Here is a 22,078-nt window from a genome sequence, read left to right as displayed (position 1 = left end):
TGTGAATTGATATTTTTTTTAAGTCTATTATTTTAAAAACTTCGATCCAATATTTAAACAAATGAGACCATAAAACAAAGATCTCGCTTAAGTTATATTAGTCTTGGTATTTATATTATTTCCAATAAATACTAAAACTTAATAATTATTTATTAAAATGGATTAATTTCATCGGATTTGATTTTAAAAAAATAGATGCTTTTTCAGCATCTATTTTTAATGGTAAATTTACAAAATTAGCTTTGCATTTCTTCCATGAATACAATCTCGCCTTTTAATAGAGCTTCTAAATCTTCAACTGTGTATACTTTAATTGGTCCTATACCATTAAAGGATGTTGCATATTCATTGGTGTAAGCACCAGTATTTATAAAATATACTATGTCGTTATAATCAATATTAATTGGCAATTCAATTTCATCATAGATAGTATCTACACTGTCACAGGTAGGACCAGCTAAGGTCATAGTTGTTGTTTCGGAATACTCTTTGCCTTCCACCAGCACTTCGTACCTGAAATTTTCAACGGTTTCCATTAAACCGTGAAAAACACCGGTATCTAAAAACACCCAGTTTTGTGTACCCTTTCTACTCCTTAAAAGAACTCTTGAGGCAATTATCCCTGCATTACCAACCATAGACCTTCCCGGCTCAGATAAAACTCTTAACCCTTTCACCCATCCAAGATACTCTTTGATCGATTCATTTATTATTTCTCCAATTTCTTCTACGTCCGGCACTGGTTTTGTATGTTTTACGGGAATACCACCGCCTAAATTCAGCATTTTTAAATCAATCTTTTGCTTGTGAAGTTTTTCAAAAACCTCACTGGCATTCAAAATTGCTTCCTTCCACTTGTATTTGTTATATGATTGCGAGCCTACGTGGAAAGACACCCCATATGGTATTAAACCTTTTCTTTTTGCATATTTTAGGATTTCTATTAGATGATCTACGTCAGTGCCAAATTTACCCGAAAGTGGCCAATCTGAATCGTTGGAACTCATTGACAATCTTCCGTATACTTTTGCACCCGGGGCGTTTCTTGCAATCTTTTCAACTTCCATCTCTGAATCTACTGCAAAATATTCTACTCCATTATCCCATGCGAATTTTATGTCTTTTTCTTTCTTTATTGTATTTCCAAAACTCATTTTATCTGTAGAAATTCCCAAGTTCATTAATTTTTCTATTTCCCCTTTTGATGCAACATCAAAAGAAGCTCCTAAATCTCTTAGTGTTTCTAGTATGCTAGTATGAGAATTGGCTTTTACCGCATAAAAAATTTCGACATCGTTGATTGAATTTTTGAGCTTGTAATAATTTTCCTTTACATAATTAGTGTCTAATACTAAAAAAGGTGTTTCTAGATTTTTTGCCGCTTCCCTTATTAGTTGCGTTAATTCCAATTTATCCAACCTCCCTAAGTTTTTTGTATTATATTACTTTTAGAAACTCTAGATTTATTTTATTTCTAAAGTATTTGGTTTTTAGAGAATCCTAAATTTAAGAATTATAAATTTACAATTGAATATTTAATACACAAAAAGTAACGTGCAAACATTTATTTAGTTAATATATAATTATGCTAAGTTACATTATTAAATATCCCCAATGGTATTCACAAAATTCCTTTGTAGTGGTATAATTTAAACAAATAGCAGTTAATAAGCCGAGGTGGCGGAATTGGTAGACGCGTAAGATTCAGGATCTTATGGGCTTTTAGTCCGTGCGGGTTCAAGTCCCGCCCTCGGCACCATCCACCTTTCCTTAAGAGGCGGAAGCCCGTTTCTTCAGAAAAGGTGGTTTTTTATTTTATGAGTCAGTTTTGATATAATTTAATAGTTATCCGAAAATCAAAAGGAGGCACTTTGTATTAATGAGAAGCGTTTTTAGAGATTTTACTGATTATTTTTTTGAAATATTGACTTATCCAAAAGAAAAGTGGAATTTATTTTGGCAAGATTACAAGAGAACTTTAAATTTTGTAAATCTTTATCAAGAAAAAAAAGGCATCAGGGATGATGAGATTGTTGAAAAATTTAAAAAAGTTGGAAGAAAGGAACTTGACAAGGCTTTTTGGTACAAGCAAGAAATTATAAAAGATTTAAAAGCCGATATCATCAATGACCTGACAAAATCCTCTAAAGAGTTTCAACTTGACAGAGGAGATTATGCGGTTTATTTAACTGTATTCATGGGTGATAGCCCTTACGAATTTTTAGAATCATTCAAAGGAACAATAATTGGTGTAGATATACTTTATTTTTATTTCAATAGGGATAAGATAGATCCAAAAACTTTAATAGAAGAAGCGATAAGGAAATTCATTAGTACTACAACACCCAATAAGAAAAAAGCTGACTTTTGGATTTTATACGATAAGATAAAAACACTTATTACTGATAAAAATTATAATGATAAGATGAGTATTTTAAAATTAATTTCTCAAATGTTATCTGAAAGAATACCTTATTATAATTGGGTGGGTTTTTATCTAGTCGATGAGGCAGAGAGCAATTCTCTTGTGTTAGGACCTTTTGTTGGAGAACCAACAGAACACAAAAAAATAAAGTTTGGACAAGGCATCTGTGGGCAAGCCGCAAGCACAAAAACAACCTTTGTTGTTGATGATGTTAGCAAAGAAGAGAACTATCTTTCATGCAGCCCAAAAACCCAGGCAGAAATAGTTGTTCCTATATTTGATAAAAATGGAAATATTGTTGGTGAAATAGATATCGATAGTCATGAAAAAGCTCCTTTTGATCAAGACGATCGATCATTTTTGGAGGCTATTGCCAAATTACTTTCTGAAAGATTTTGGTGAATAAGGTGATTGTGTGAATATTGATGAAATTAAAGAGATTTTTAAAGATCATTCTCCAAAACCTATTGGAGTAGAAAATTGTTTTTCTGTATTGATCCCTTTGATACAAAAAGACAACTCTTTACAACTTTTATACGAATTGAGATCAAAAACTTTAGTGAGACAACCTGGTGAAGTTTCTTTCCCTGGAGGAGAAATCGAGGCCAACGAAACACCAAAAAATGCAGCAATTAGAGAAAGTTGTGAGGAATTGAACTTGCAACCAAATAACATAGAAATATTGGGAGCAGCGGATTATCTCCTTACTCCCTTTAATTATTTGATATATTCGTATGTTGGCTTTTTGAATATAAACGTTAACACAATAAAACCTAATGAAGAAGTTGAAGAAGTTTTCACGGTACCTTTAGAATATTTGTTATCGCATGAACCTTTAGTGCATAACACTTATCTTACAAACGAAACAGATGAAGGCTTCCCTTTTGATCTTATCCCTAATGGAAAAGATTATAACTGGAGAGTTGGTAAATACCCTATTTATTTTTATGTATACGAAGATAAAATTATTTGGGGTATTACCGCCAGATTGACGTACGAGTTTATTAAGAAATTGAAGCGTTGACGATTCAATTACAGAGTATAAAAGTTAAATCATTTACATTTGTGCCAGTAGGTCCTGTTATAACTAGGCCGTCAATACTTTGTAAGGCATGATATGAGTCGTTGTCATTCAACACATTTTCAACATCTATTCCTTTGCCTTGTAACCTATTGACCGTTTCCCCATCAACTATTCCACCTGCTGCATCCGTTGGGCCATCAGTTCCATCTGTTCCTACCGAGGCAATCAAAACTCCTTGATATCCTTTAATACCTCGTGCAGCTGATAAAACCAGTTCTTGATTCCTTCCTCCTTTACCATTTCCTCTAACATGAACAACTGTTTCTCCTCCTAAAATTATTGCACAAGGTGTGTTTAATGGTCTTTCTCTTTCTTTTTCCTCTCTAACTATTGCAGCTAAAAACGAGCCCGCTTCTTTTGCTTCACAATCAAGGGTAGTTGTTAAAATCATAGTATTATATCCCAAACTTTGAGCAATCTTGGCAGCACTTTCACAAACCTTAGTTACACTACCTATAATCCTTGTTTCAACGTTGTTTAGATGTTTTGGAGTCTCTTTTTTTAGAGTTTGTAAGATTTCTTCTGAGAGTTGTAAGTCATACTTTTTTATTATTTTTTCCACATCTTTGATGGTGGTAGAGTCAGGGTATGCAGGACCAGATGCTATGCTATCCAATCTGTCCCCTAACACATCAGATAAAACAAGAGAATATATTTTTGCAGGTTCTACTAACTTTGCAAAATTCCCCCCTTTAACTCTAGAGAGATGTTTCCTAACTGTATTTATTTCCACTATATTTGCCCCGGATTTTAACAACATATCTGTTACATTTTTTATGTTTTCTAAAGTAAGATCATCAGCGGGAAGCTCAAAAAGGGCTGACCCTCCTCCGGAAACAAGAAATAATACCACATCGTCTTCGCGTAAATTTTGTACCAATTCTATAGCTTTCTTTGTGGCTTTTATAGTATTTTCATCTGGAATAGGGTGACCTGCTTCATATATTTGGAGCCCTTCTATAGTTCCTTGAGAATGGCCATGTTTTGTTATAACTATTCCATCTTTTACCTTATCCTTTAAGAAATCTTTTGCTGCTTTAGCCATCCTCCAAGCAGCTTTACCTATAGCAACTATATGAATATTATCATCTAAACTCAACTTCTCAAGTTCTTGCTGAACCGCTTTTTCTGGCAAAACAAAGTCTATTGACCCTTTTATTATCCTAAAGGCATCTTCACGTAAATTTTTCAAACAATCAACTCCTTACAATATCATTAAACTTATAATCCATATAACAATTGCTGCGGTGACTCCTTCTAACAATGTCCCCAGGGTTTGAAGCCTATAAGCTTGATTGACACTCATTCTAGAAAATTGTGAAACAACCCAGAAATAACTATCGTTAGCATGAGATACCACCATAGATCCAGCTCCAATGGCAACCACAGACAATGCTATTGCAGCAGGTGTAGTCAAACCAAGAGAGCCCATCAATGGTGCCATTAACGATGCAGTAGTTATTATAGCAACAGTTGAAGATCCTTGAGCTGATTTAATCGCTGCAGCTACGATAAAAGGCAGCCAGATACCTAAATTAGCTGTTGCTAAACCTTCGCCTAATACATTTGCAATTCCTGAATTTTGAAGGACTCTTCCAAATGCACCCCCAGCTCCTGTTATCAAAATAATAGATGCTGCATTCAACAATCCTTCACCTACCCAACCACTTGAAGAAAGCATCTTTTTATCTAATTTTTTGGGTAAAGTGAAAACTATTAAAACTCCTATTAAAAGAGCGATTACCGGATTACCAACGAACCCAAAAAAGCTTCTAACAGCGCTATCCCCAAAAGGTCTGGTTGGGAAATCAGAAATTGATTTTAAAAGAATCAATATGATAGGCACAACTATGGGCATGAAAGAATTAAAAGTCGAAGGAGCTTTCTTAGTTCTTTCCTCTGTCTCGACATCGCTTAATTCTGGTTCTGGTTCAATATATATTCTTTTGCCCATTATATTGGCATATAATACGCCTATAAGCATGGCAGGAATAGAAACTATCAACCCAATCAATATAACCATCCCCAAATCCGCGCCTAAGATCCCAGCGGCTGCTATGGGTCCTGGGGTAGGTGGAACCATCGTATGTGTAGCATATAATCCAAGACTCAGGGCAAGACCAGTAGCTGCAAGGGAGAACTTTGCCCTCTTCGTAACAGCCCTATTTAAAGGAGAAAGGATTACAAATCCAGAGTCACAAAAAACAGGTATGGAAACTATATAACCTATTATAGCCATAGCCAAAGGAACTCTCTTTTCCCCAGTTAATTTTAAGGTAGCCTCAGCCATCTTAAACGCGCCGCCAGACTTTTCAAGGAAAGTCCCGATTATCGTACCAGCGGCGATCACGATGCCTATACTTCCAAGCGTGCCTCCAAAACCACCGGTGATTGAATCAACTATTTCTATCAAACTCATTCCAGAAAAAATACCAAACAAAACAGCAGTGAAAAGCAAAACTAAGAAAGGGTGTAACGTCAACCTAGCGGTTGCAAAAATTATAAAAATAACAGATAAAATCAACAAAATGATCAACCATATACCCATTAGTAATACCTCCTTAATATTAATTAATGTATTTCTTTTTCCAAATACATTCTTTTGTCCGCTATTTCAATGGCTTTCTCAATATCAGGAGCTTCTTCAGGAACAAGACAATACCCTACACTTATAGAAGATATTATCAATATATCGTTGAACGTTATTGGAGTTTTAACTGTTGATTTGATCCTTTGTATAATTATATCAATACTATTGTTCTCAGTTATTTCATTTATTATTATAACAAATTCGTCTCCTCCGTATCTAAAGATTAAATCATTAGATTTAATAGAATTTTGAATTCTCTTTGTAAGAATTTTTAAAGCTTGATCCCCTACGGTGTGACCAAAATTATCGTTAATCTTTTTAAAATTGTCAAAGTCCAGAAAAATAACCGCCTTTTTTGAACTATCGGATTTATGTTGAGAAATATATTCTTCAAGGGCTTTTCTACTGTATACTCGGGTTAATATATCTACCTTTGAATTTAGAAACAGTTCATTCAAAGAAAAAATAGATTTTAAAATCCTATCTACATCTTCTAAAAAGTAATTTATTAATTCTTTTTCAAATTCAGATATCTTTGCTTGCTTAAACCAATCAACATTCAAAACACCTATTATTTCATTTTTTACGATAATCGGTATGCCCAACCAAGACTTGGACAAGCTATGTTTTTGATTCCAAAGAGTATTCGTTTTAGTGTCCTTCATGAAAAGTATTTTTTTTGTATCTAATACTTTTTTAATATGTTCTCCACTAATTTGTATTTCTGAGGCAAGTTCTTCTAAAGGAAGAAAGTCTAAATTCTTTGACCAGAATAAAAATCTCCATTTACCATCAGGTGGAGTTATTAAAAAACTCCAAGAATCGGCTTTTAAAAAGAGAGGTAACTTTTCTATAATAGATTTAAGTGCATAATCCTTTTCGACCTCTTTTTCTAAACAAGTAATAGCCGTTTCAAATAGAGAACTTTTAAATCGATTTCTTATAACCTTTTTCGGACTGGGAGGAGTGAAAGCAGGTGGTTTGTCTTCTTCTTTAGTGATTCTTCGAACATAGATAGCGGTTTTTATCCCCGTGTAAAAAACAAAGGCCAATATAAACAAAAATACAATAGAAATGATTATATATACCATACTATCCTCCTTCCTCAAATATTAATAATTATAGTATAAATTTTTTACATATCACTCGGTTCTATCCAAAGGGATAAAATTGTGATTTTTTATAACTTTTTATAATCCACTACAGCAAAAGTCCATAATTTGTAGTTTGAGCTTTTAACCCATTCGGCGTTTATGGGCATAGCAAATTCCGGAGCCAATCGCCCATTTAATATCCAGTATTTTGACTCTTCATTGTTATATATACCTGGATTTACCAAAATCTTCAGCTTTAAAGCGCTATCTACTATATCCACAAAATCTATGGTATCTTCATTTTGAAGGAGACGTTTTATCTCTTCTAAAATTTTTTTAGATGGTAAGGGTTTAACATTAATCAGAGCGATATTCTTTGAAAGAGGACCAACAATTTTAACGTTTGCAATGTCTCTTTGAACATCGTAAAAATCAAGCACATCGTGAATCACTTCATTGGCAATGATATCAGCTCTTGAATGATAATCTCTATTAACAGACATTTTTAATAAATGTTTGTATTTACAACCTTCTCTTATATTATTCTCCCCAATTTTTGGTATCTTCATATTATAGTATTCCAAAATCTCCCTTATCTCTTCTTTGTTCAAATTTAAAAGTGGAGAGTATATCCCATTAAAAAACTTAATCCCCGTATTGCCCCATGAATCAGATAAGTTGGCACCTGAAGCAACTATCCCCTTATAAGAAAACTGCTTTACCTTTCCGATTTTTACAATCCTTGTACATTGATTACAATTTGGACCATGGTACATTATCTCTTCCTGTTCTTCTTCACCACGTGAAAAAAACAATTTTAAACCCAACTGTTTGGATAAGGTTAAAACAGCTTCTAATCCTTTTGAGTAAGAATAACCACCAAAACAAACGTTCACCAAAGTAATCTTACTTTTAGAAAAAATATCTTTTGCAAGTAATGCCACAACGGTACTGTCCATACCTCCTGAAAAAGCAATATACAAATGTTTATTATCTATTATCTCTTTCATTTCCTTTTTTATAGAATCTATTTTTTCTTCAATCGTTGTTGTCATTCCTCTCTCCCGTTTATCTCTTAATTGTTTCTCTTTACCATAAAAATCAATTAATTTGTACATTTCTTCGATTTCCACTATTAAAAGAGCAAGTTTATTTTCTTTTGTTTTTTTTGTAGAACCTCTTCAATTCTCTCCAATAAACCTTTCACGTTTGACAAACCTGTCAAAGAATCATGTTTGAGTACTCTTGTTATTTCTTCTTCTTTTTTAACCCTATTGGTAATATCCGTATTTATAGCTATATACCCTATTACTTCGTTGTTGTATCCTTTAATTTCAAAGAAATTTGAATAAAGGAATATGACTTCTCCATTCTATTTTCTATCTATTATTCTACCGCTCCAAAATCCTTTTGATTTAAGTTCTTGCCACATTTGCTCCCCAAAAATTTTTATCGTGCATATTTGAAGCCCAAAAGTGAGGATCTTACCGATAACCTCATCAAGAGTATAGCCAGTCAATTTTAAAAATGCTTTGTTTACCCTTAGTACTTTGTTGTTTTTATCAGTTATAACTATGGCCTGAGGAAAATTGCCAATTACCTCTTTTGGAAAAAATATATCTAAGCTCATCAATCCGAAATTTTGATTAGGATTACGAACCAAAACGTATAAAACATCTTTTCCGTCCCTTCTTTTTTTCTCCCCAATTAAATCAAAAAAATTAAAATCTTCTTTATCACTTTTCAAAGATACTTTCATCGCACACTCGGCTTCGTGTTCACTACTATTAACTTTATCGATAATTTTTGGACATCTTCTTCTTTTATTAAAGCTAGTAACTCATCACGATTATTTGGAAGTTCGTTTTTTCCAATTCCGGTGATTTGTTTCAAATTTTCTCAATACAAGATCTTACCATTAGACAGATCTATTCGCATTATAGTTCCTGCATACATCTCTGAAGCGGACTCATACATATCCAGTAGTTCTTTTAGCGTATTTTCATGATTTCCCACCATAATCTCTCCTGTTTAAAAAGTATTCGCTGTAAATCCTTTATAGTTATATATAATTAAAATCTGTATGATAAAATATATATTGATTATATTATACTCTTTTTAATTATAAATAACGTCCAAAAAATGTTTCTTTTTTTACAAAAAATGCCAAAAGAGGTGATTGTGTTGATGAAAATAAAAAAAGAAAACTCTATATTTAGTTTCTCTAAAACAAATGCTCCTGTGGCTAAGGTTAAACCCAAAGAGAAAATCAGTATAGAGACAAAAGATGCTTTAAGTGATGAAATAAGATCTGAGAACCAACCTTTCGATTCAATAAACTGGGAAAAAGTTAATCCGGCTACAGGTCCTATTTTCATTGAAGGGGCAAAAGAGGGAGACGTTTTGGAAGTTAATATAGAAAATATAAAAATAACTCGAGATTATGGTGTAATGTTAACGGGCAAAGATATGGGAGCCTTAGGTGATTCTTTTGAACGAAGTTTTATCAAAATAGTACCAATAAAAGAAAACAAAGCTTTTTTGTATGACTATGAAATCCCTTTAAAACCGATGATAGGGGTTATTGGTACCGCTCCTAAGGAAGGGAATATACCTTGTGGTACACCTGGAGAGCATGGTGGAAACATGGACTGTAATATCATTGGAGAAGGAACTACGGTGTATCTACCTGTGAATGTTGAAGGAGCTTTATTTGCTTTAGGCGATTTACATGCAGCTATGGGAGATGGGGAAGTTTGCGTGACAGGTGTGGAAATCCCCACTGAAGTATCCGTTTCATTCAATATAATAAAAGATAAAAATTGGAAATTGCCTATGGTGAAAACTGAAAAAAATATTTATACATTAGCTTCAAACCCATCTTTAGATGAAGCTTCAATTACAGCAACAAAAAACATGGTACATTTTTTGACCGAAGAATATAAACTCAGTAAAGAACAAGCTATGTTCTTACTAAGCGCTGCTGGAAATCTTCAAATTTGCCAAGTTGTTGATCCTTTAAAAACCGTGAGAATGGAACTACCTTTAGAATTTCTAAAATAGACATTTTTACCAATAAAAGGGGAGTAAGTCATTGACAGCACTTATAAACTTTGTAATAATAGCAACCATAGGAAACATATCCAAAAGGTTTTTGCCGAAAAACACAGGTGATATCCTAACAACTTTGATAATCAATTTTACTCTTCCCATGACTGTATTCATAGGTATAACTTCATCTCAAATAGATTTATCTAAATTATTTTTTGTTCTGATAGGCTTTTTAGGTAGTTTGCTGATCTTTTGGGGTGGGAAATTTTTATTAAGAACTTTAAAAATCGAAGATGTAAAAATAAGTACCGTAATACTATTAGCCTTTTGTGGAGTGAACATTGGCCTTTTCATGTACCCTTTGGCAGAAATGTTATGGGGTATTGAATCAATAACTTACTTTGCACTTTACGACTTAGGAAACAGTTTTATAGTATTTGGGGTTGGCAAATCTGTTGCTGAAGGAAAAGGAGGCAAATTCCATATTGTAGACTTATTAGAATTTCCTCCTTTTATAGCTTTAATTTTAGCTTTTCTCCTAAACGGCGTTAATTTACCTGAATTCGTACTTTCACCTATGATGGTTATAAAAGATGCCAATAATTTTTTGATAATGTTTTTAGTAGGTTTTTATTTCAATATAGTATCTCTAAAAGTTCACAGAAGGATCTTAACGATTTCTGTAACCACAAAGTATTTATTGGGGCTTATAGTTTCGTTATTCACTTTACTAATCCCTGTAAGTACAGAACTGCAAAGAATTTCTCTTTTTCTTTCCCCATTGCTACCAAGTGCAATGATGGCGATCGTTTATTCGGTAAAAAACAACTATGACTCCGAACTCGCTAGCAGTTTCGTGAGTCTTACAACTCTTATTTCTTTCATAATTGTATTTGCTGTAACAGCGATAATGGGGTTTTGATCACGTCTTTTGCTTTTTTAAAATTTACTATTCATAATTCTCTACTTAGGAGTTGAACGGTTTTCCTTTTTAAATATCTCCATAGTATTAAGCTAAAAATCAAGAATATGAAGTTTAGAATGATGAAAATAAGATACTGATTGAATAATGGAACCAATTTATATATCAAGAACCCTACGATTCCTACAACTCCAAAAACCAACAATATAGCAAGCAAACCATTTATATTTTGTTTCATTGCCTTCTGTGGATTATCCCAGTTTAAGTATGGTTTTGAAGCATCAATAATCATTTGAATTATATTTAGAAATAAATTGAAAATAATCGATAAAATCATGGCTCCGCAAAACTCGTAAAGATCTAGTTTAAAAAGAAACGTACCAATAATTAAACCAGAAACAAAACCTAAAGAGCTTATTTGCATAATATGTTTAATTTTGACCCTCAAAATTTGATCTACATTCACTGGTATTATTTTCAGTTCTTTTATCAAATTTCCTTCTCTTGAAAAACATGAATAAGAAAGACCGTTTATAGACGAAGCTAAGGTTGCAACAAAACCAACAATGAATAATTTGTATTGTAATATCGTGCTGATTATTTCCCTACTTAAGCCTAGTTCCACATTATTGAATATAATACCAAAGACTATCAATATTATAGGAAAAGCTAAAACATTAGCAAATCCATTGACTGAAAATGAAGGCGTTTTCAAAAAATACAACCACTCCCTTTTTAATAAAGCTTTTTCTAAAGTTGATTCTTTGTTGAAGAAGTTATAATTTTCTTGAGTTTTAGATTTTCTAATTAAAGGTTTTGATTCTATCAAGGAAGAATAATTAGAAAAGTATAACTTTTCACCAATATACAACGTTAAAATTAATAGGGATAAATGGAAACCAAGGAACAATAAAAGCCATACTAAATTTAAAAAAATGCCACTAGTTAAAGATTTTACAGCTAAAAAAGCGGGGGGATAAATCCTTGCTAACCTAGTAATGACGCTATCAGGATTGATAGAAATATTGGGTATTTCGTTGCTATTTTGCATATTTATTGAAAAATTTGACCCAGATAAAAACAAATATAAACCAAAGATAACCATAAGAAAAATTGTTGATAAATACAATAGAAGTTCTCGTCTATTAGATTTTTTTAATAATCTTGAAGTGAACAAAGTATAGAGTAAAACCACGGTCATGGGAAATACTTGCGAAAAAAGAAAAATAATTATGAATATCACATAATATAAAAAATTTTGTTTAGTATAAACCCCAAAATAAATCAAAGAAGGCAGCAATAATATCAATGAAATAAACATTTGATCTGATAAAATCACAGATAATTTCCCTAAAATAACTTCATAAGGTTTCAAAGGTAAGGTTAATAAAAATTTCATATCTTTATTGATAAATAATTCTCCAATCAGCAGAAAAGCACCTAAGAAGAAGCCAAAAAAACCAGCTAAGACAAAATAATTTGCCAGAAATAATGGCTGTATATTCAAGATTGTGTAAGTCTCCAAAGTATTTTTAAGCATGTTGAGGTAGGGAAATGAATAGGCAACGACCGTTGTTACAAGTGCGCAAAAAATAACTATAAAAGTAATTAAATCGCTTTTATTCCTTTTTATGGAGTATTTAGTTTTGGAAATTCCATAGTGCTGATTTAATTTAATCAAGATAAGAGAAATCAATCTTTTCACTTTCACTATTTGTCACCTCTAAGAATATTTGTTCCAAACTTTTATCCCCTTTGAGCTTTCTTAGATCTTTTATAGAACCTTCAAAGATGATTCTTCCCTTATTAATGATGGCTATTTCATCGCAAACTTTTTCTGCAATTTCCATAATATGTGTGGAAAAAAATACTATATTTCCTGCTTCCACATGTTTTTTCATAAGATTTTTTAGAATAAAAGCTGATTCAGGATCAAGTCCAACAATCGGCTCGTCGAGAATCCAGAACTTTGGGTTGTGGATCAACGCAGCAATCAGAGCTAACTTCTGTTTCATCCCATGGGAGTAAGTAGAAATGGGGTTGCTAATAGCGTTTTCGAGCTTAAAGGTTTTTATCAACCATTCCCCTCTTTTTTTGCGTTCTTCAAGCGGTACTTCAAATACATCACTTATAAAATTTAGGTAAGATATTCCGGTTATCTTTTCAAAAAGAAATGGTTCATCCGGAACAAAACCTATCAACTTTTTTATCTTTATAGGTTCTTTTTGAAAATCCATACCATCATAAATAATTCTTCCAAAAGTTGGTTTGTACAAACCAGTAATCATGCTTATAGTGGTTGTTTTTCCTGCACCGTTAGGCCCTAAAAACCCAAAAATTTTCCCATCTTCTATTAGCAAGTTTACATGATCCACCGCCGTTACATTTTCAGAAAAACGTTTTGTAAGATCTATCAATTCAATCAATTTGATTACTGCCTCCTTTGTTAGGAACTCGGATCAAGTCCCCGACATCTAGGGAATTATCCCACTTCAAAATTATTTTTTGGTTGGGATTTGCACTGTCAATTAAACTACCATCTTCAAGATTTACTATTTGATCCAATAATATTTTAGTATTTTCGCCTTTTTTGGTTACAATTTCTAATTCTTCACCCTTTTCTATCTTATTCCTGACATCAACAATATATTGATCTTTAGACATCTTGTCGATTATTTTTCCCACAAATTTGTAATTTCTAACGTAAGAAGAAGTCTTATAATTTTGGGAGTTTTCATCCGGCCTATTAAAATAAAAACCGGCTGTGTATTCCCTGTGGCTGACACTTTCAAGTTCTTTTTTTAAGCAATCGATAAGTTCCTTTGTGTATTCTTTATTGTAATAACTATCGATTGCCTGTCTGTACACTTTGGTCGTTACTCCCGCATAATAACTACTTTTCATCCTTCCTTCTATCTTTAAACTATCAACCCCGGTTTCGATTATTTTGTCAAGAAAATCGATAGAGCAAAGATCTTTAGAATTCATAATGTACGTTCCTCTTTCATCTTCAACCACAGGAAAATACTCCCCAGGTCTTTTTTCTTCCATTAGATAGTATTTCCATCTACAGGGCTGTGTACATTGCCCTCTGTTGGCATCTCGTCCCGTTAAGTAATTACTTAATAGACATCTACCTGAAATAGATACACACATTGCTCCATGGATGAATACTTCAACTTCTATATCTGGAACTTTTTCTCTGATTTCTGATATTTCACTTAATGAAAGTTCTCTTGCCAATATAACCCTCTTCGCTCCTAGATCCCTCCACATGGCCACACTAGCCCAATTGGTGTTACTTGCCTGGGTGCTAATGATCAAAGGTAAGTTTGAGCTTCTTTTCACAAGATTAAATACACCCAAATCTGCAACTATTAACCCATCAACGTTTAAACTTTCCAAATAGCTTATATAATCAGGTAAGAGATCCAATTCAGAATTGTGAGGTATTGCATTGAGAGTAACAAAAAGCTTCTTTTGTAAATCTTTTGCTAATTTTACAGCTTTTTCCAATTCTTCGTCTTCAAAATTTTTGGAAAACGCCCTTAAATTTAGGATTTTTCCACCAATGTATGCGGCATCGGCACCATAGTGATACACAGTTTCCAATTTTTCGTAGTTTCCCGCGGGAGACAACAACTCAACTTTCTTCATGGCAATAAAAAGTTCACCTCGAATCCATAAGATATCAAAAATGTCTCAAATTCTTCCTCACCATTCTTCAAGGATTTCCATTTCAATTCAAAATCTCCTAACTTTGTGTCAAACAAGAAACGAAAAATATTGCTGTTGATAATACCTTTTGAGTTTGTTCCATGATCCCAAATATAACTGAAAAAACCCTTTTCAAAGGCTAAGGTTATATCGACACTGTTTATCTGGGAATCTTCCCCATACTTGAAACCAAACGGATAGTCAAAAAAGATTCTGGCACCAGGTTCGTTAGATAAAGCGATAGTTCTGTAGTATAAATCATCGTACGGATACCCGTTTGAGAAAAAGTTATCTTGTATTTCATATCTTTCAAAACCAATTTTAAATTTGGCACCTTCAAAATCAAAGGTCTTCGAAAGGCCTAAACCATAACCAGTGCTAAGTGTGGCATAATTAAACGCATATTCAGTATCTATATTTATCTCCCAAACAGGGATGATCTTAATATATCCTCCATATAGCCCCGCAACTGATTTTATAAACATATTTACAGGATTAGGCAGATCTCCCGCCACCTGATTCAAAGAGCTTATTCCAAAAAAAAGTTTCTCATTTGGATTATAATTCAAACCATTATAAAAAGCATTTCGGAAGGCGATAAACTCGTCATCCATGGTGGCATATTCCTCTTTTGAAAGCAAAGGCACCATAGATAAAACAGCGAAATCGTAATCTAATTTATCATTAAAAGAATAAGAAATAGCCAACGTATCATAATAAGGAGAGTTATCAGATACCACTAGGTTGTATTTCATAGGACCGTATGAAAGAGGGACTCTTCCCACCAAAAAACTAAGATCTTCTTTATTGTAAGATAAATAAGAATAAGTGGGAAAATCCAAAGAGATATAAACCAAAGATGGAAGATTGAAAAGACTGTAATTTTCGTAAGTAAAATAAGATGTATCAGCTACCCTAAAATCAGCGATGAACTGTGTGTAAAAATAATCACTGTAATAATTTTTGAATCCAAAAGTGAATAAGTCCCCGTTTTCTAAAGCAAAATCTCTGAACAGGACTTCGCTTATCTCTGTACTTCTATACCAACCTCCGGATAAGTTAAAATCATCCATGATTCTACTTTCGTATTTTAAATCTATTGAAAAGTGTATGTAATTTTCAAAACTTTCTGGAGTGCTGTTTAAATCGCCATAAATGGGGTATTTTAAATAGACTTTCCCTAACTTTTTAAAATAATATTCCGGATCACTTTTTGTTAGCAGATTGGCAGATGAGAAACTAAATATTGTCAACAAAATGGTTAGTAAAAAAAGATAAAGTTTTTTCATTTATCTCACTTGATTTTTATCACGAAGTATTCCCAAAAGTTTCTAAGATAAACAACTATAGGAAGAGCGATAAAAATACCTAAAAAGCTAAATAAATCACCGAATAAGAGTATAGATATTATTATTACGAACCAATGCAAATTGAGAGCATTACTTTGAATCTTTGGCTGTAAGAACCACATTTCCAGTTGATTGGCAGTGGTTAAAATTGCTATTCCTATTATTAAACCGACTAACCCATTTTCAGTGAAAGCTAACATCAATAAAGGGACTGCGGAAATAACTACTCCTAAATACGGTATAAAATCGGTGATCCAAGCTAAGATTCCTAAAAAAAACGCACTTGGTATACGAAAAAGAAACGACATTAACCCAATAAAAGTTCCCACTATTATAGCTGCCAGAAATTGACCATGTACAAATCTTTCAAACTGTGAGTAAGTATCCTTCATAAACTTCAAACCTTTTTCTCTGTCGTTTACAGGGTAAAGTTTCCATAAATTATTCTTCGTGATTTTTTTTAATGAACCGATTGCCGTAGTTGTTACAACTAAAACAATAGCCGAAGTTATCAAATTGGGAATAGATGATAAAAGCTGGTTCATCAAGCCTAAGGCAAAATCAGAAAGATTTTTGTTCAAATCGTTGATAAAAGTAACCAACCATTCAGGTAGTTGAGCCATTGCTTCTTCTTGAGGGATAGTTAAAGAGGAAAGCATAGAAAATAGTTTCCTGCCTTCATTAATAACAAGGGGGAAAAAGGTAATCGCTGCATATAAGACTAACCCTAAGACAAGTACATGTGATAAGAGGGCGGATAATTTAGAATTCATAAACTTTGAAAATAAATTTTGCGGTGCTTCTATTAGCATAGACAAAAAGACGCCCAAAATCAGCGCTGAAATAATAAAAGGAGAAAAATAAGACAACAACAGAAATATACCCAAATAGATTAATGACAACCAACCACCTTGTGACAACAATATTTTCACCATCCATTTTCCAATTAATAAGCACTTTATAATATAAAATTTTTCCTTTTCTTCAGAAAAATATTTCTTATTGCGTCTAACTCATTTAAATATTCTGGATCTTTGAAATTAGGGTAAGTGTATTTGAGAGGTTCCCATTGCCCAAAATTGAACATCAGAGTAATTTCTGCATATATACCTTTGCCAATATAAATCCTGTTACCCCAGTGTTTGGTGCTAGCTAAAACAAATTGGGTGTGGTGAAGATAACCAATGTCGATATTTACTTTTCTTTTATCATCAACCGAAAAGTTTTTTTCAATCTCATTTGTTATCAATTTCGCATCCGGCAAAAAACCAGGAGAACCTAAATATTCAAAACTTACTAACCTTGATTCAATTCGTATGTTTTTACCCATTTCTTCGTTATAATAATCTGTAAAACGCTGAAAATCCAACATGGGAGAAATATAGTCGATAGGTCCAAAATGTTTTTCGAGTAACTCTTTCAAACCCATTTTGTAAAGCCATAAATCAGAATCTCCAGCAGTAAATATATGCGCCAAATAATTTACAAGATCCGGTGCTTTAGTCATTCCCATACAACAAACTCACCTCAAAATCCTCTAGTTTTACAGTGTATTTGACAAGTGGTGTTTCTATAACCGTTTCACCTTGATTACCGAGTATCTCTAAATTTTCTCCAAAGGCCAGTTGAATTTGAATATACTGATTTGGTGGAACCACAGTTTCGTTTATATATATTTCAGAAGGGCCTCTATTGATAACATTTAGAGTGTATATATTTCTTCGTAGGATATTGTTGTAAAACCTTAAATCTTGAATTAGAAAGTAAAGAAAAATTAAGTTAATGACTAAGAATGCTACCATCAAAAATCGAAATATTCTAAGTTTATTATGAGCTGTATCTTTTCTTTTTAGCTGAACTTCTTCTTTTAACTCTTCATCTTCAAAAATTACATTTATCTCTTCACCCAACAAAGAACTCAATCTCTTCGCTATATCTGTCAAAGAAACTTTAGAGAAATAATCAAATTCTCCATTCATAAGATTTTCTAAGGTGGATACAGGTATTTTTAAATTGTTTGCTATTTGTTTTTTTGTATAATCTGATTCCTCAATTAAAGACCTCAGGTCTTTGTCAAAATGTGCTTTTATTGTTTTTTACCTCCTAAAACTAGCTTTTTTAAATTATAACACAATATTGCCTTCGTTTGTCAGCAAAATTATTTTTTGAAATAAATATTTTTGTTGTAAATTTTAAAATAATACGGTAAAATAATAATGACCCAGAGTAATGAAATTTTTTTCATAGTTGTTCTGATTTGTTCTTATGGGCGGGGAGCAGGGCGAAGGGGCGCTGACACAAGATTTAAAGCTTCTAAAGATAATAGTTTAAAAAATTTATTGTGGGAGGAAATTCCTATGTTTGAAAGAGAAAAAATGCATGAAATAGAAAAGTCAAAAAAAGAGTGGGAAGAGAAAAAAGTAGAACGTACATTGAGCCGATTCCCAGAAAGAAAAAAGGAATTTGTTACCTCATATGAAGATGAGATTGAACGACTTTACACACCTTTAGATATTAAAAATTTAGATTACATTAAAGATTTAGGATTCCCTGGTGAATACCCTTTCACCAGAGGTGTGCAGCCAACCATGTACCGCGGCAAGTTGTGGACTATGCGGCAATATGCGGGATTCGGTTCTGCAGAAGAGTCAAACAAAAGATATAAATACTTATTAGAACAAGGCCAAACAGGTTTATCTATAGCCTTTGATTTACCAACACAGATAGGATTTGACTCAGACAATCCTATGTCCGAGGGGGAAGTAGGAAAGGTCGGAGTAGCAATAGATTCACTAAAAGATATGGAAATTCTTTTCGACGGTATCCCTCTTGATAAGGTAAGTGTTTCAATGACTATCAACTCAACTGCGATGATTTTATTAGCAATGTTAATAACCGTTGCAAAAAAACAAGGGGTCCCTTATGAAAAACTTAGAGGAACTATTCAGAACGATATTTTAAAAGAATATATGGCTAGGGGCACTTACATCTTTCCACCTAAAGAATCTATGAAGTTGATAGTAGATATCTTTGATTACGGAAGCAAAAACCTTCCAAAATTTAACTTAATAAGTATCAGCGGTTATCATATTAGAGAAGCGGGGGCCGATGCGGTCCAAGAAATAGCTTTTACATTAGCAGATGGAATAGCCTATGTAGAGGCAGCAGTTAAAGCTGGCTTAGATCCAAATGAATTTGGAACAAACCTTTCCTTCTTTTTTAACGCCCATAACAACTTTTTAGAAGAAGTAGCAAAATTTAGGGCTGCTAGAAAATTATGGGCAAGGATTATGAAAGAGCGGTTCGGTGTAACGAATGAAAATGCAATGAAATTGAAATTTCATACTCAGACAGCAGGCTCCACATTAACCGCTCAACAACCTTTAAACAACATAATAAGGGTAACAATTCAAGCTTTGGCTGCAGTTTTAGGGGGTACTCAATCACTTCATACTAACTCTTACGATGAGGCTTTAGGACTGCCTACAGAACAATCTGTTACCGTGGCTTTAAGAACTCAACAAATCATAGCTCACGAAATGGGAGTAAGCGAAACCGTAGATCCTCTAGCAGGATCGTTCGCTATAGAAAAATTAACCTTAGACATAGAAGAAAAAGCCCAAAAATATTTAGAAAAAATAGATGAAATAGGTGGAATGGTAAAAGCCATAGAGGCAGGATACCCTCAAAAAGAAATATTAAACAGCGCCTATAAAGCACAACAAAGGATAGAAAAAAAAGAGCAGATCATAGTAGGGGTTAACGAATACATTTCTGACAAAAAAGAAAAGATAGATATCTTGAAAGTTGATGAAGAACAAGAAGAAAAACAAATAGAAAAGTTGAAAAATTTAAAAAATCAAAGAAACAACTCAAAAGCAGAAGAATCTTTGAATAGATTGAAAAAGGCTGCAATAAATGAGGAGAATTTATTCCCCTATGTAATAGAATGTGTAGAAAACTATTCCACAGTAGGTGAAATAACAAACGTTTTAAAAGAAATTTATGGGGAGTATCGTGAAAGCACAACAATCTAACTTCTGCTTTTTATACCAACTGAATCTTCGCCATATCGAAAGGAGGCAGCTTTGAAATGAGTACAAGAATCCGTGTCTTAATAGCTAAACCTGGACTCGATGGTCATGACCGTGGAGCCAAAGTTTTAGCAAGAGCGCTAAGAGACGCAGGAATGGAGGTAATCTATACCGGCATAAGAAGAACCCCAGAAGAAATTGTTGAAGCCGCAATACAAGAAGATGTTGATTTAATTGGTTTATCAATACTTTCAGGTGCGCACAAAAAGTTATGTCAAAAAATACTAAATTTACTAAAAGAAAAGGGAGCTGATATTCCTGTTTTCCTCGGTGGAATTATTCCAGAAGAAGATATCCCAGAACTAAAGGAAATGGGCATAATCGAAATTTTCACCCCAGGTGCCTCATTAAAAGAGATCGTAGAGAAGGTGGAAGATATTGCGATGGAAAGAAAGGTATGAACAATTACTTCCAAAATTTAAAGCCCAAAATAAAACCGCTCTAGCGAAAATGATATCTCTATTAGAAGATAATTATTTACAAACCTGGGAAATAATTTCGAGATTACATTCGGATGTTCAACCAAAAAATTCATATGTACTTGGTGTTACAGGTAGCCCTGGCGTGGGAAAAAGCTCTTTTATTTCAAGATTGGTCTCGTTTTATTCCAATAAAGGTCAGAATATCGGAATAATATTGATCGATCCAAGTAGCCCTTTTAGTGGCGGGGCCTTTTTGGGAGATAGGGTAAGAATGTTTGATTTAACCAACTCTTCCAACGTTTACATCAGAAGCATAGCCAGCAGAGGCGCAATGGGGGGAGTCTGCAATTCAATTTATGATATTATTGATGTAATGAAGGCATTTGGCTTCGATACAATAATCATAGAAACGGTGGGAACCGGTCAATCAGAGATCGATATATTCTATGCTTGTGACACAACTCTTTTAATATTATCTCCTGATTCTGGTGACGAAATTCAAATTTATAAGGCAGGAATAATGGAAATAGCCGATTGTTATATTGTCAACAAGATAGATCTACCTAATTCCAAAAGATTTTTAATGTACTTGGAAAATTATTTGGATTCACAAAACGAAGGTGATAAAAAGGTTTTTGGCGTTAGTTCAATTGAAAACAAAGGATTTGAAAAAGTTTACGAATGGTTAGAATCAAGCAGAAAATACTTTCAAAACTCTAATTTAAAAGAGAATCTAAGAAAAAAAAGTCGTGTTAAAAACTATCTTTTCCATTTGATAGAAAATTTCTTGGAAGGTTATTCTTTGGAAGATCAAGATACTGATTCCCTTAAAAAAGATGTTATAGCCTTCATCTGTGAAGAGGAGGGGAAAAATGGAAACCAAAATTGACCACATAGGAATTGCTGTCAATTCCATAGAAAAAGCATTCAAATTGTATAAGGATTTGTTCCATATTGAAAAGAGTGCAGAAGAGATTCTTGAAGATAGAGGTATAAAAGTTACCTTTTTATACATAAAAGATGTTAGAATAGAATTGATGGAACCTATAAGAGAGGATTCTGAAATATCAAATTTTTTAAAAAAACGAGGCGAGGGATTCCACCACATCGCATACCAAGTAGACAACATTCGAATGATATTGGAAAACGCAAAAAAACTTGGTTACAAAACTTTATCTGATGAACCTAATCAAGGAGCAGGTGGAAGTTTAGTGTTCTTTTTACATCCAAAATCTGCTAACGGTATTTTAACCGAGTTCGTTGAGTATCAAAAATAACAATTTACGGGACGAAGGGGCGCTGACACAACGTTTTAGAATTTCCAAAATAG

At 33.1% G+C, this 22,078-nt stretch carries 22 protein-coding genes and 1 tRNA gene; 9 read left to right on the top strand and 14 right to left on the bottom strand.

The genetic code is table 11. The features are described from left to right. Positions 1-236 precede the first annotated feature (236 nt). Positions 237-1,409 carry a type III PLP-dependent enzyme gene (locus AA80_RS05930; protein WP_103876880.1) on the bottom strand — a complete coding sequence of 391 codons (1,173 nt, stop codon included), beginning with the start codon at positions 1,407-1,409 and terminating at the stop codon, positions 237-239. Between the two features lie 262 nt (positions 1,410-1,671). Here AA80_RS05930 and AA80_RS05925 point away from each other — a divergent pair. The 3 genes from AA80_RS05925 (at position 1,672) to AA80_RS05915 (ending at position 3,449) form a co-directional block, all read left to right on the top strand. Next, a tRNA-Leu gene (locus AA80_RS05925) sits at positions 1,672-1,759 on the top strand. Positions 1,760-1,879: 120 nt separating this feature from the next. Next, a complete protein-coding gene (locus AA80_RS05920; protein ID WP_199177832.1) occupies positions 1,880-2,827 on the top strand; it encodes a GAF domain-containing protein in 948 nt (315 codons plus the stop codon). A 13-nt stretch (positions 2,828-2,840) separates the two neighbouring features. Beyond that, positions 2,841-3,449: an NUDIX hydrolase gene (locus AA80_RS05915; RefSeq protein ID WP_103876879.1), complete on the top strand. Its 609-nt coding sequence runs from the start codon at positions 2,841-2,843 to the stop codon at positions 3,447-3,449. 4 nt (positions 3,450-3,453) lie between these two features. On the opposite strand, the gene AA80_RS05910 is transcribed toward AA80_RS05915, so the two are convergent. The 6 genes from AA80_RS05910 to AA80_RS10020 all read right to left on the bottom strand — a co-directional run bounded on the left by AA80_RS05910 (position 3,454) and on the right by AA80_RS10020 (position 9,086). Continuing rightward, positions 3,454-4,701, bottom strand: a complete 1,248-nt coding sequence (locus AA80_RS05910) for a glycerate kinase type-2 family protein (protein ID WP_103876878.1) — start codon at positions 4,699-4,701, stop codon at positions 3,454-3,456. 12 nt (positions 4,702-4,713) lie between these two features. Further along, positions 4,714-6,057, bottom strand: a complete 1,344-nt coding sequence (locus AA80_RS05905) for a GntP family permease (protein ID WP_103876877.1) — start codon at positions 6,055-6,057, stop codon at positions 4,714-4,716. Between the two features lie 23 nt (positions 6,058-6,080). Next, positions 6,081-7,190, bottom strand: coding sequence for a diguanylate cyclase domain-containing protein (locus tag AA80_RS05900; protein WP_103876876.1), 1,110 nt, complete (start codon positions 7,188-7,190; stop codon positions 6,081-6,083). Positions 7,191-7,279: 89 nt separating this feature from the next. Next, positions 7,280-8,311, bottom strand: a complete 1,032-nt coding sequence (locus AA80_RS05895; protein ID WP_233186802.1) for an adenine nucleotide alpha-hydrolase family protein — start codon at positions 8,309-8,311, stop codon at positions 7,280-7,282. A gap of 254 nt (positions 8,312-8,565) precedes the next feature. Continuing rightward, positions 8,566-8,952 carry a PAS domain S-box protein gene (locus tag AA80_RS05890; RefSeq protein ID WP_103876875.1) on the bottom strand — a complete coding sequence of 129 codons (387 nt, stop codon included), beginning with the start codon at positions 8,950-8,952 and terminating at the stop codon, positions 8,566-8,568. Further along, the gene (locus tag AA80_RS10020) at positions 8,949-9,086 is read right to left on the bottom strand and encodes a hypothetical protein (RefSeq protein ID WP_166667813.1); all 138 of its coding nucleotides are present in this window, start codon (positions 9,084-9,086) and stop codon (positions 8,949-8,951) included. Before AA80_RS10020 ends, AA80_RS05890 begins: the two co-directional genes overlap by 4 nt. Positions 9,087-9,377: 291 nt before the next feature. Between AA80_RS10020 and AA80_RS05885 the strand changes: the two genes are divergently transcribed. Further along, positions 9,378-10,256 (top strand): acetamidase/formamidase family protein, encoded by an 879-nt coding sequence (locus AA80_RS05885; protein ID WP_370445628.1) that lies wholly within the window; start codon positions 9,378-9,380, stop codon positions 10,254-10,256. A 31-nt stretch (positions 10,257-10,287) separates the two neighbouring features. Next, positions 10,288-11,166, top strand: coding sequence for an AEC family transporter (locus tag AA80_RS05880; protein ID WP_103876874.1), 879 nt, complete (start codon positions 10,288-10,290; stop codon positions 11,164-11,166). A gap of 31 nt (positions 11,167-11,197) precedes the next feature. Here the strand turns inward: AA80_RS05880 and AA80_RS05875 are convergent, their stop codons facing one another. From AA80_RS05875 to AA80_RS05845, 7 genes are read right to left on the bottom strand one after another with little or no spacing between them, the layout of a single operon-like run. Next, a complete protein-coding gene (locus AA80_RS05875; RefSeq protein WP_103876873.1) occupies positions 11,198-12,877 on the bottom strand; it encodes a putative ABC transporter permease subunit in 1,680 nt (559 codons plus the stop codon). Beyond that, on the bottom strand, positions 12,840-13,592 hold the full coding sequence (locus tag AA80_RS05870; RefSeq protein ID WP_103876872.1) for an ABC transporter ATP-binding protein: 753 nt from the start codon (positions 13,590-13,592) through the stop codon (positions 12,840-12,842). Before AA80_RS05870 ends, AA80_RS05875 begins: the two co-directional genes overlap by 38 nt. Continuing rightward, positions 13,585-14,823: a peptidase U32 family protein gene (locus AA80_RS05865; RefSeq protein WP_103876871.1), complete on the bottom strand. Its 1,239-nt coding sequence runs from the start codon at positions 14,821-14,823 to the stop codon at positions 13,585-13,587. Before AA80_RS05865 ends, AA80_RS05870 begins: the two co-directional genes overlap by 8 nt. After that, a complete protein-coding gene (locus AA80_RS05860; protein WP_103876870.1) occupies positions 14,820-16,172 on the bottom strand; it encodes a hypothetical protein in 1,353 nt (450 codons plus the stop codon). The genes AA80_RS05865 and AA80_RS05860 overlap by 4 nt, the downstream gene beginning before the upstream one ends. A 5-nt stretch (positions 16,173-16,177) precedes the next feature. Next, positions 16,178-17,134: an AI-2E family transporter gene (locus AA80_RS05855; RefSeq protein WP_103876869.1), complete on the bottom strand. Its 957-nt coding sequence runs from the start codon at positions 17,132-17,134 to the stop codon at positions 16,178-16,180. Positions 17,135-17,190: 56 nt separating this feature from the next. After that, positions 17,191-17,745: a DUF4416 family protein gene (locus tag AA80_RS05850; protein ID WP_103876868.1), complete on the bottom strand. Its 555-nt coding sequence runs from the start codon at positions 17,743-17,745 to the stop codon at positions 17,191-17,193. Continuing rightward, positions 17,732-18,211 carry a hypothetical protein gene (locus AA80_RS05845; RefSeq protein ID WP_134080070.1) on the bottom strand — a complete coding sequence of 160 codons (480 nt, stop codon included), beginning with the start codon at positions 18,209-18,211 and terminating at the stop codon, positions 17,732-17,734. Before AA80_RS05845 ends, AA80_RS05850 begins: the two co-directional genes overlap by 14 nt. Positions 18,212-18,589: 378 nt before the next feature. Here AA80_RS05845 and AA80_RS05840 point away from each other — a divergent pair, with 378 nt between their 5' ends. The 4 genes from AA80_RS05840 to mce are packed head-to-tail and all read left to right on the top strand — an operon-like array spanning position 18,590 to position 22,025. Beyond that, on the top strand, positions 18,590-20,269 hold the full coding sequence (locus AA80_RS05840; protein WP_103876866.1) for an acyl-CoA mutase large subunit family protein: 1,680 nt from the start codon (positions 18,590-18,592) through the stop codon (positions 20,267-20,269). Positions 20,270-20,325: 56 nt separating this feature from the next. Continuing rightward, entirely contained in the window at positions 20,326-20,727 is a 402-nt protein-coding gene (locus tag AA80_RS05835) for a cobalamin B12-binding domain-containing protein (protein WP_103876865.1), read from the top strand. Continuing rightward, positions 20,705-21,637 carry a methylmalonyl Co-A mutase-associated GTPase MeaB gene (meaB, locus tag AA80_RS05830; protein WP_103876864.1) on the top strand — a complete coding sequence of 311 codons (933 nt, stop codon included), beginning with the start codon at positions 20,705-20,707 and terminating at the stop codon, positions 21,635-21,637. Before AA80_RS05835 ends, meaB begins: the two co-directional genes overlap by 23 nt. Further along, on the top strand, positions 21,621-22,025 hold the full coding sequence (mce, locus tag AA80_RS05825; RefSeq protein ID WP_103876863.1) for a methylmalonyl-CoA epimerase: 405 nt from the start codon (positions 21,621-21,623) through the stop codon (positions 22,023-22,025). The genes meaB and mce overlap by 17 nt, the downstream gene beginning before the upstream one ends. Positions 22,026-22,078 lie beyond the last annotated feature (53 nt).

Source organism: Petrotoga sibirica DSM 13575, from assembly GCF_002924625.1.
Classification (GTDB): domain Bacteria; phylum Thermotogota; class Thermotogae; order Petrotogales; family Petrotogaceae; genus Petrotoga; species Petrotoga sibirica.
Note: the sequence above shows the minus strand (reverse complement) of the source record. Positions and strands in the feature narration are given on the sequence as shown.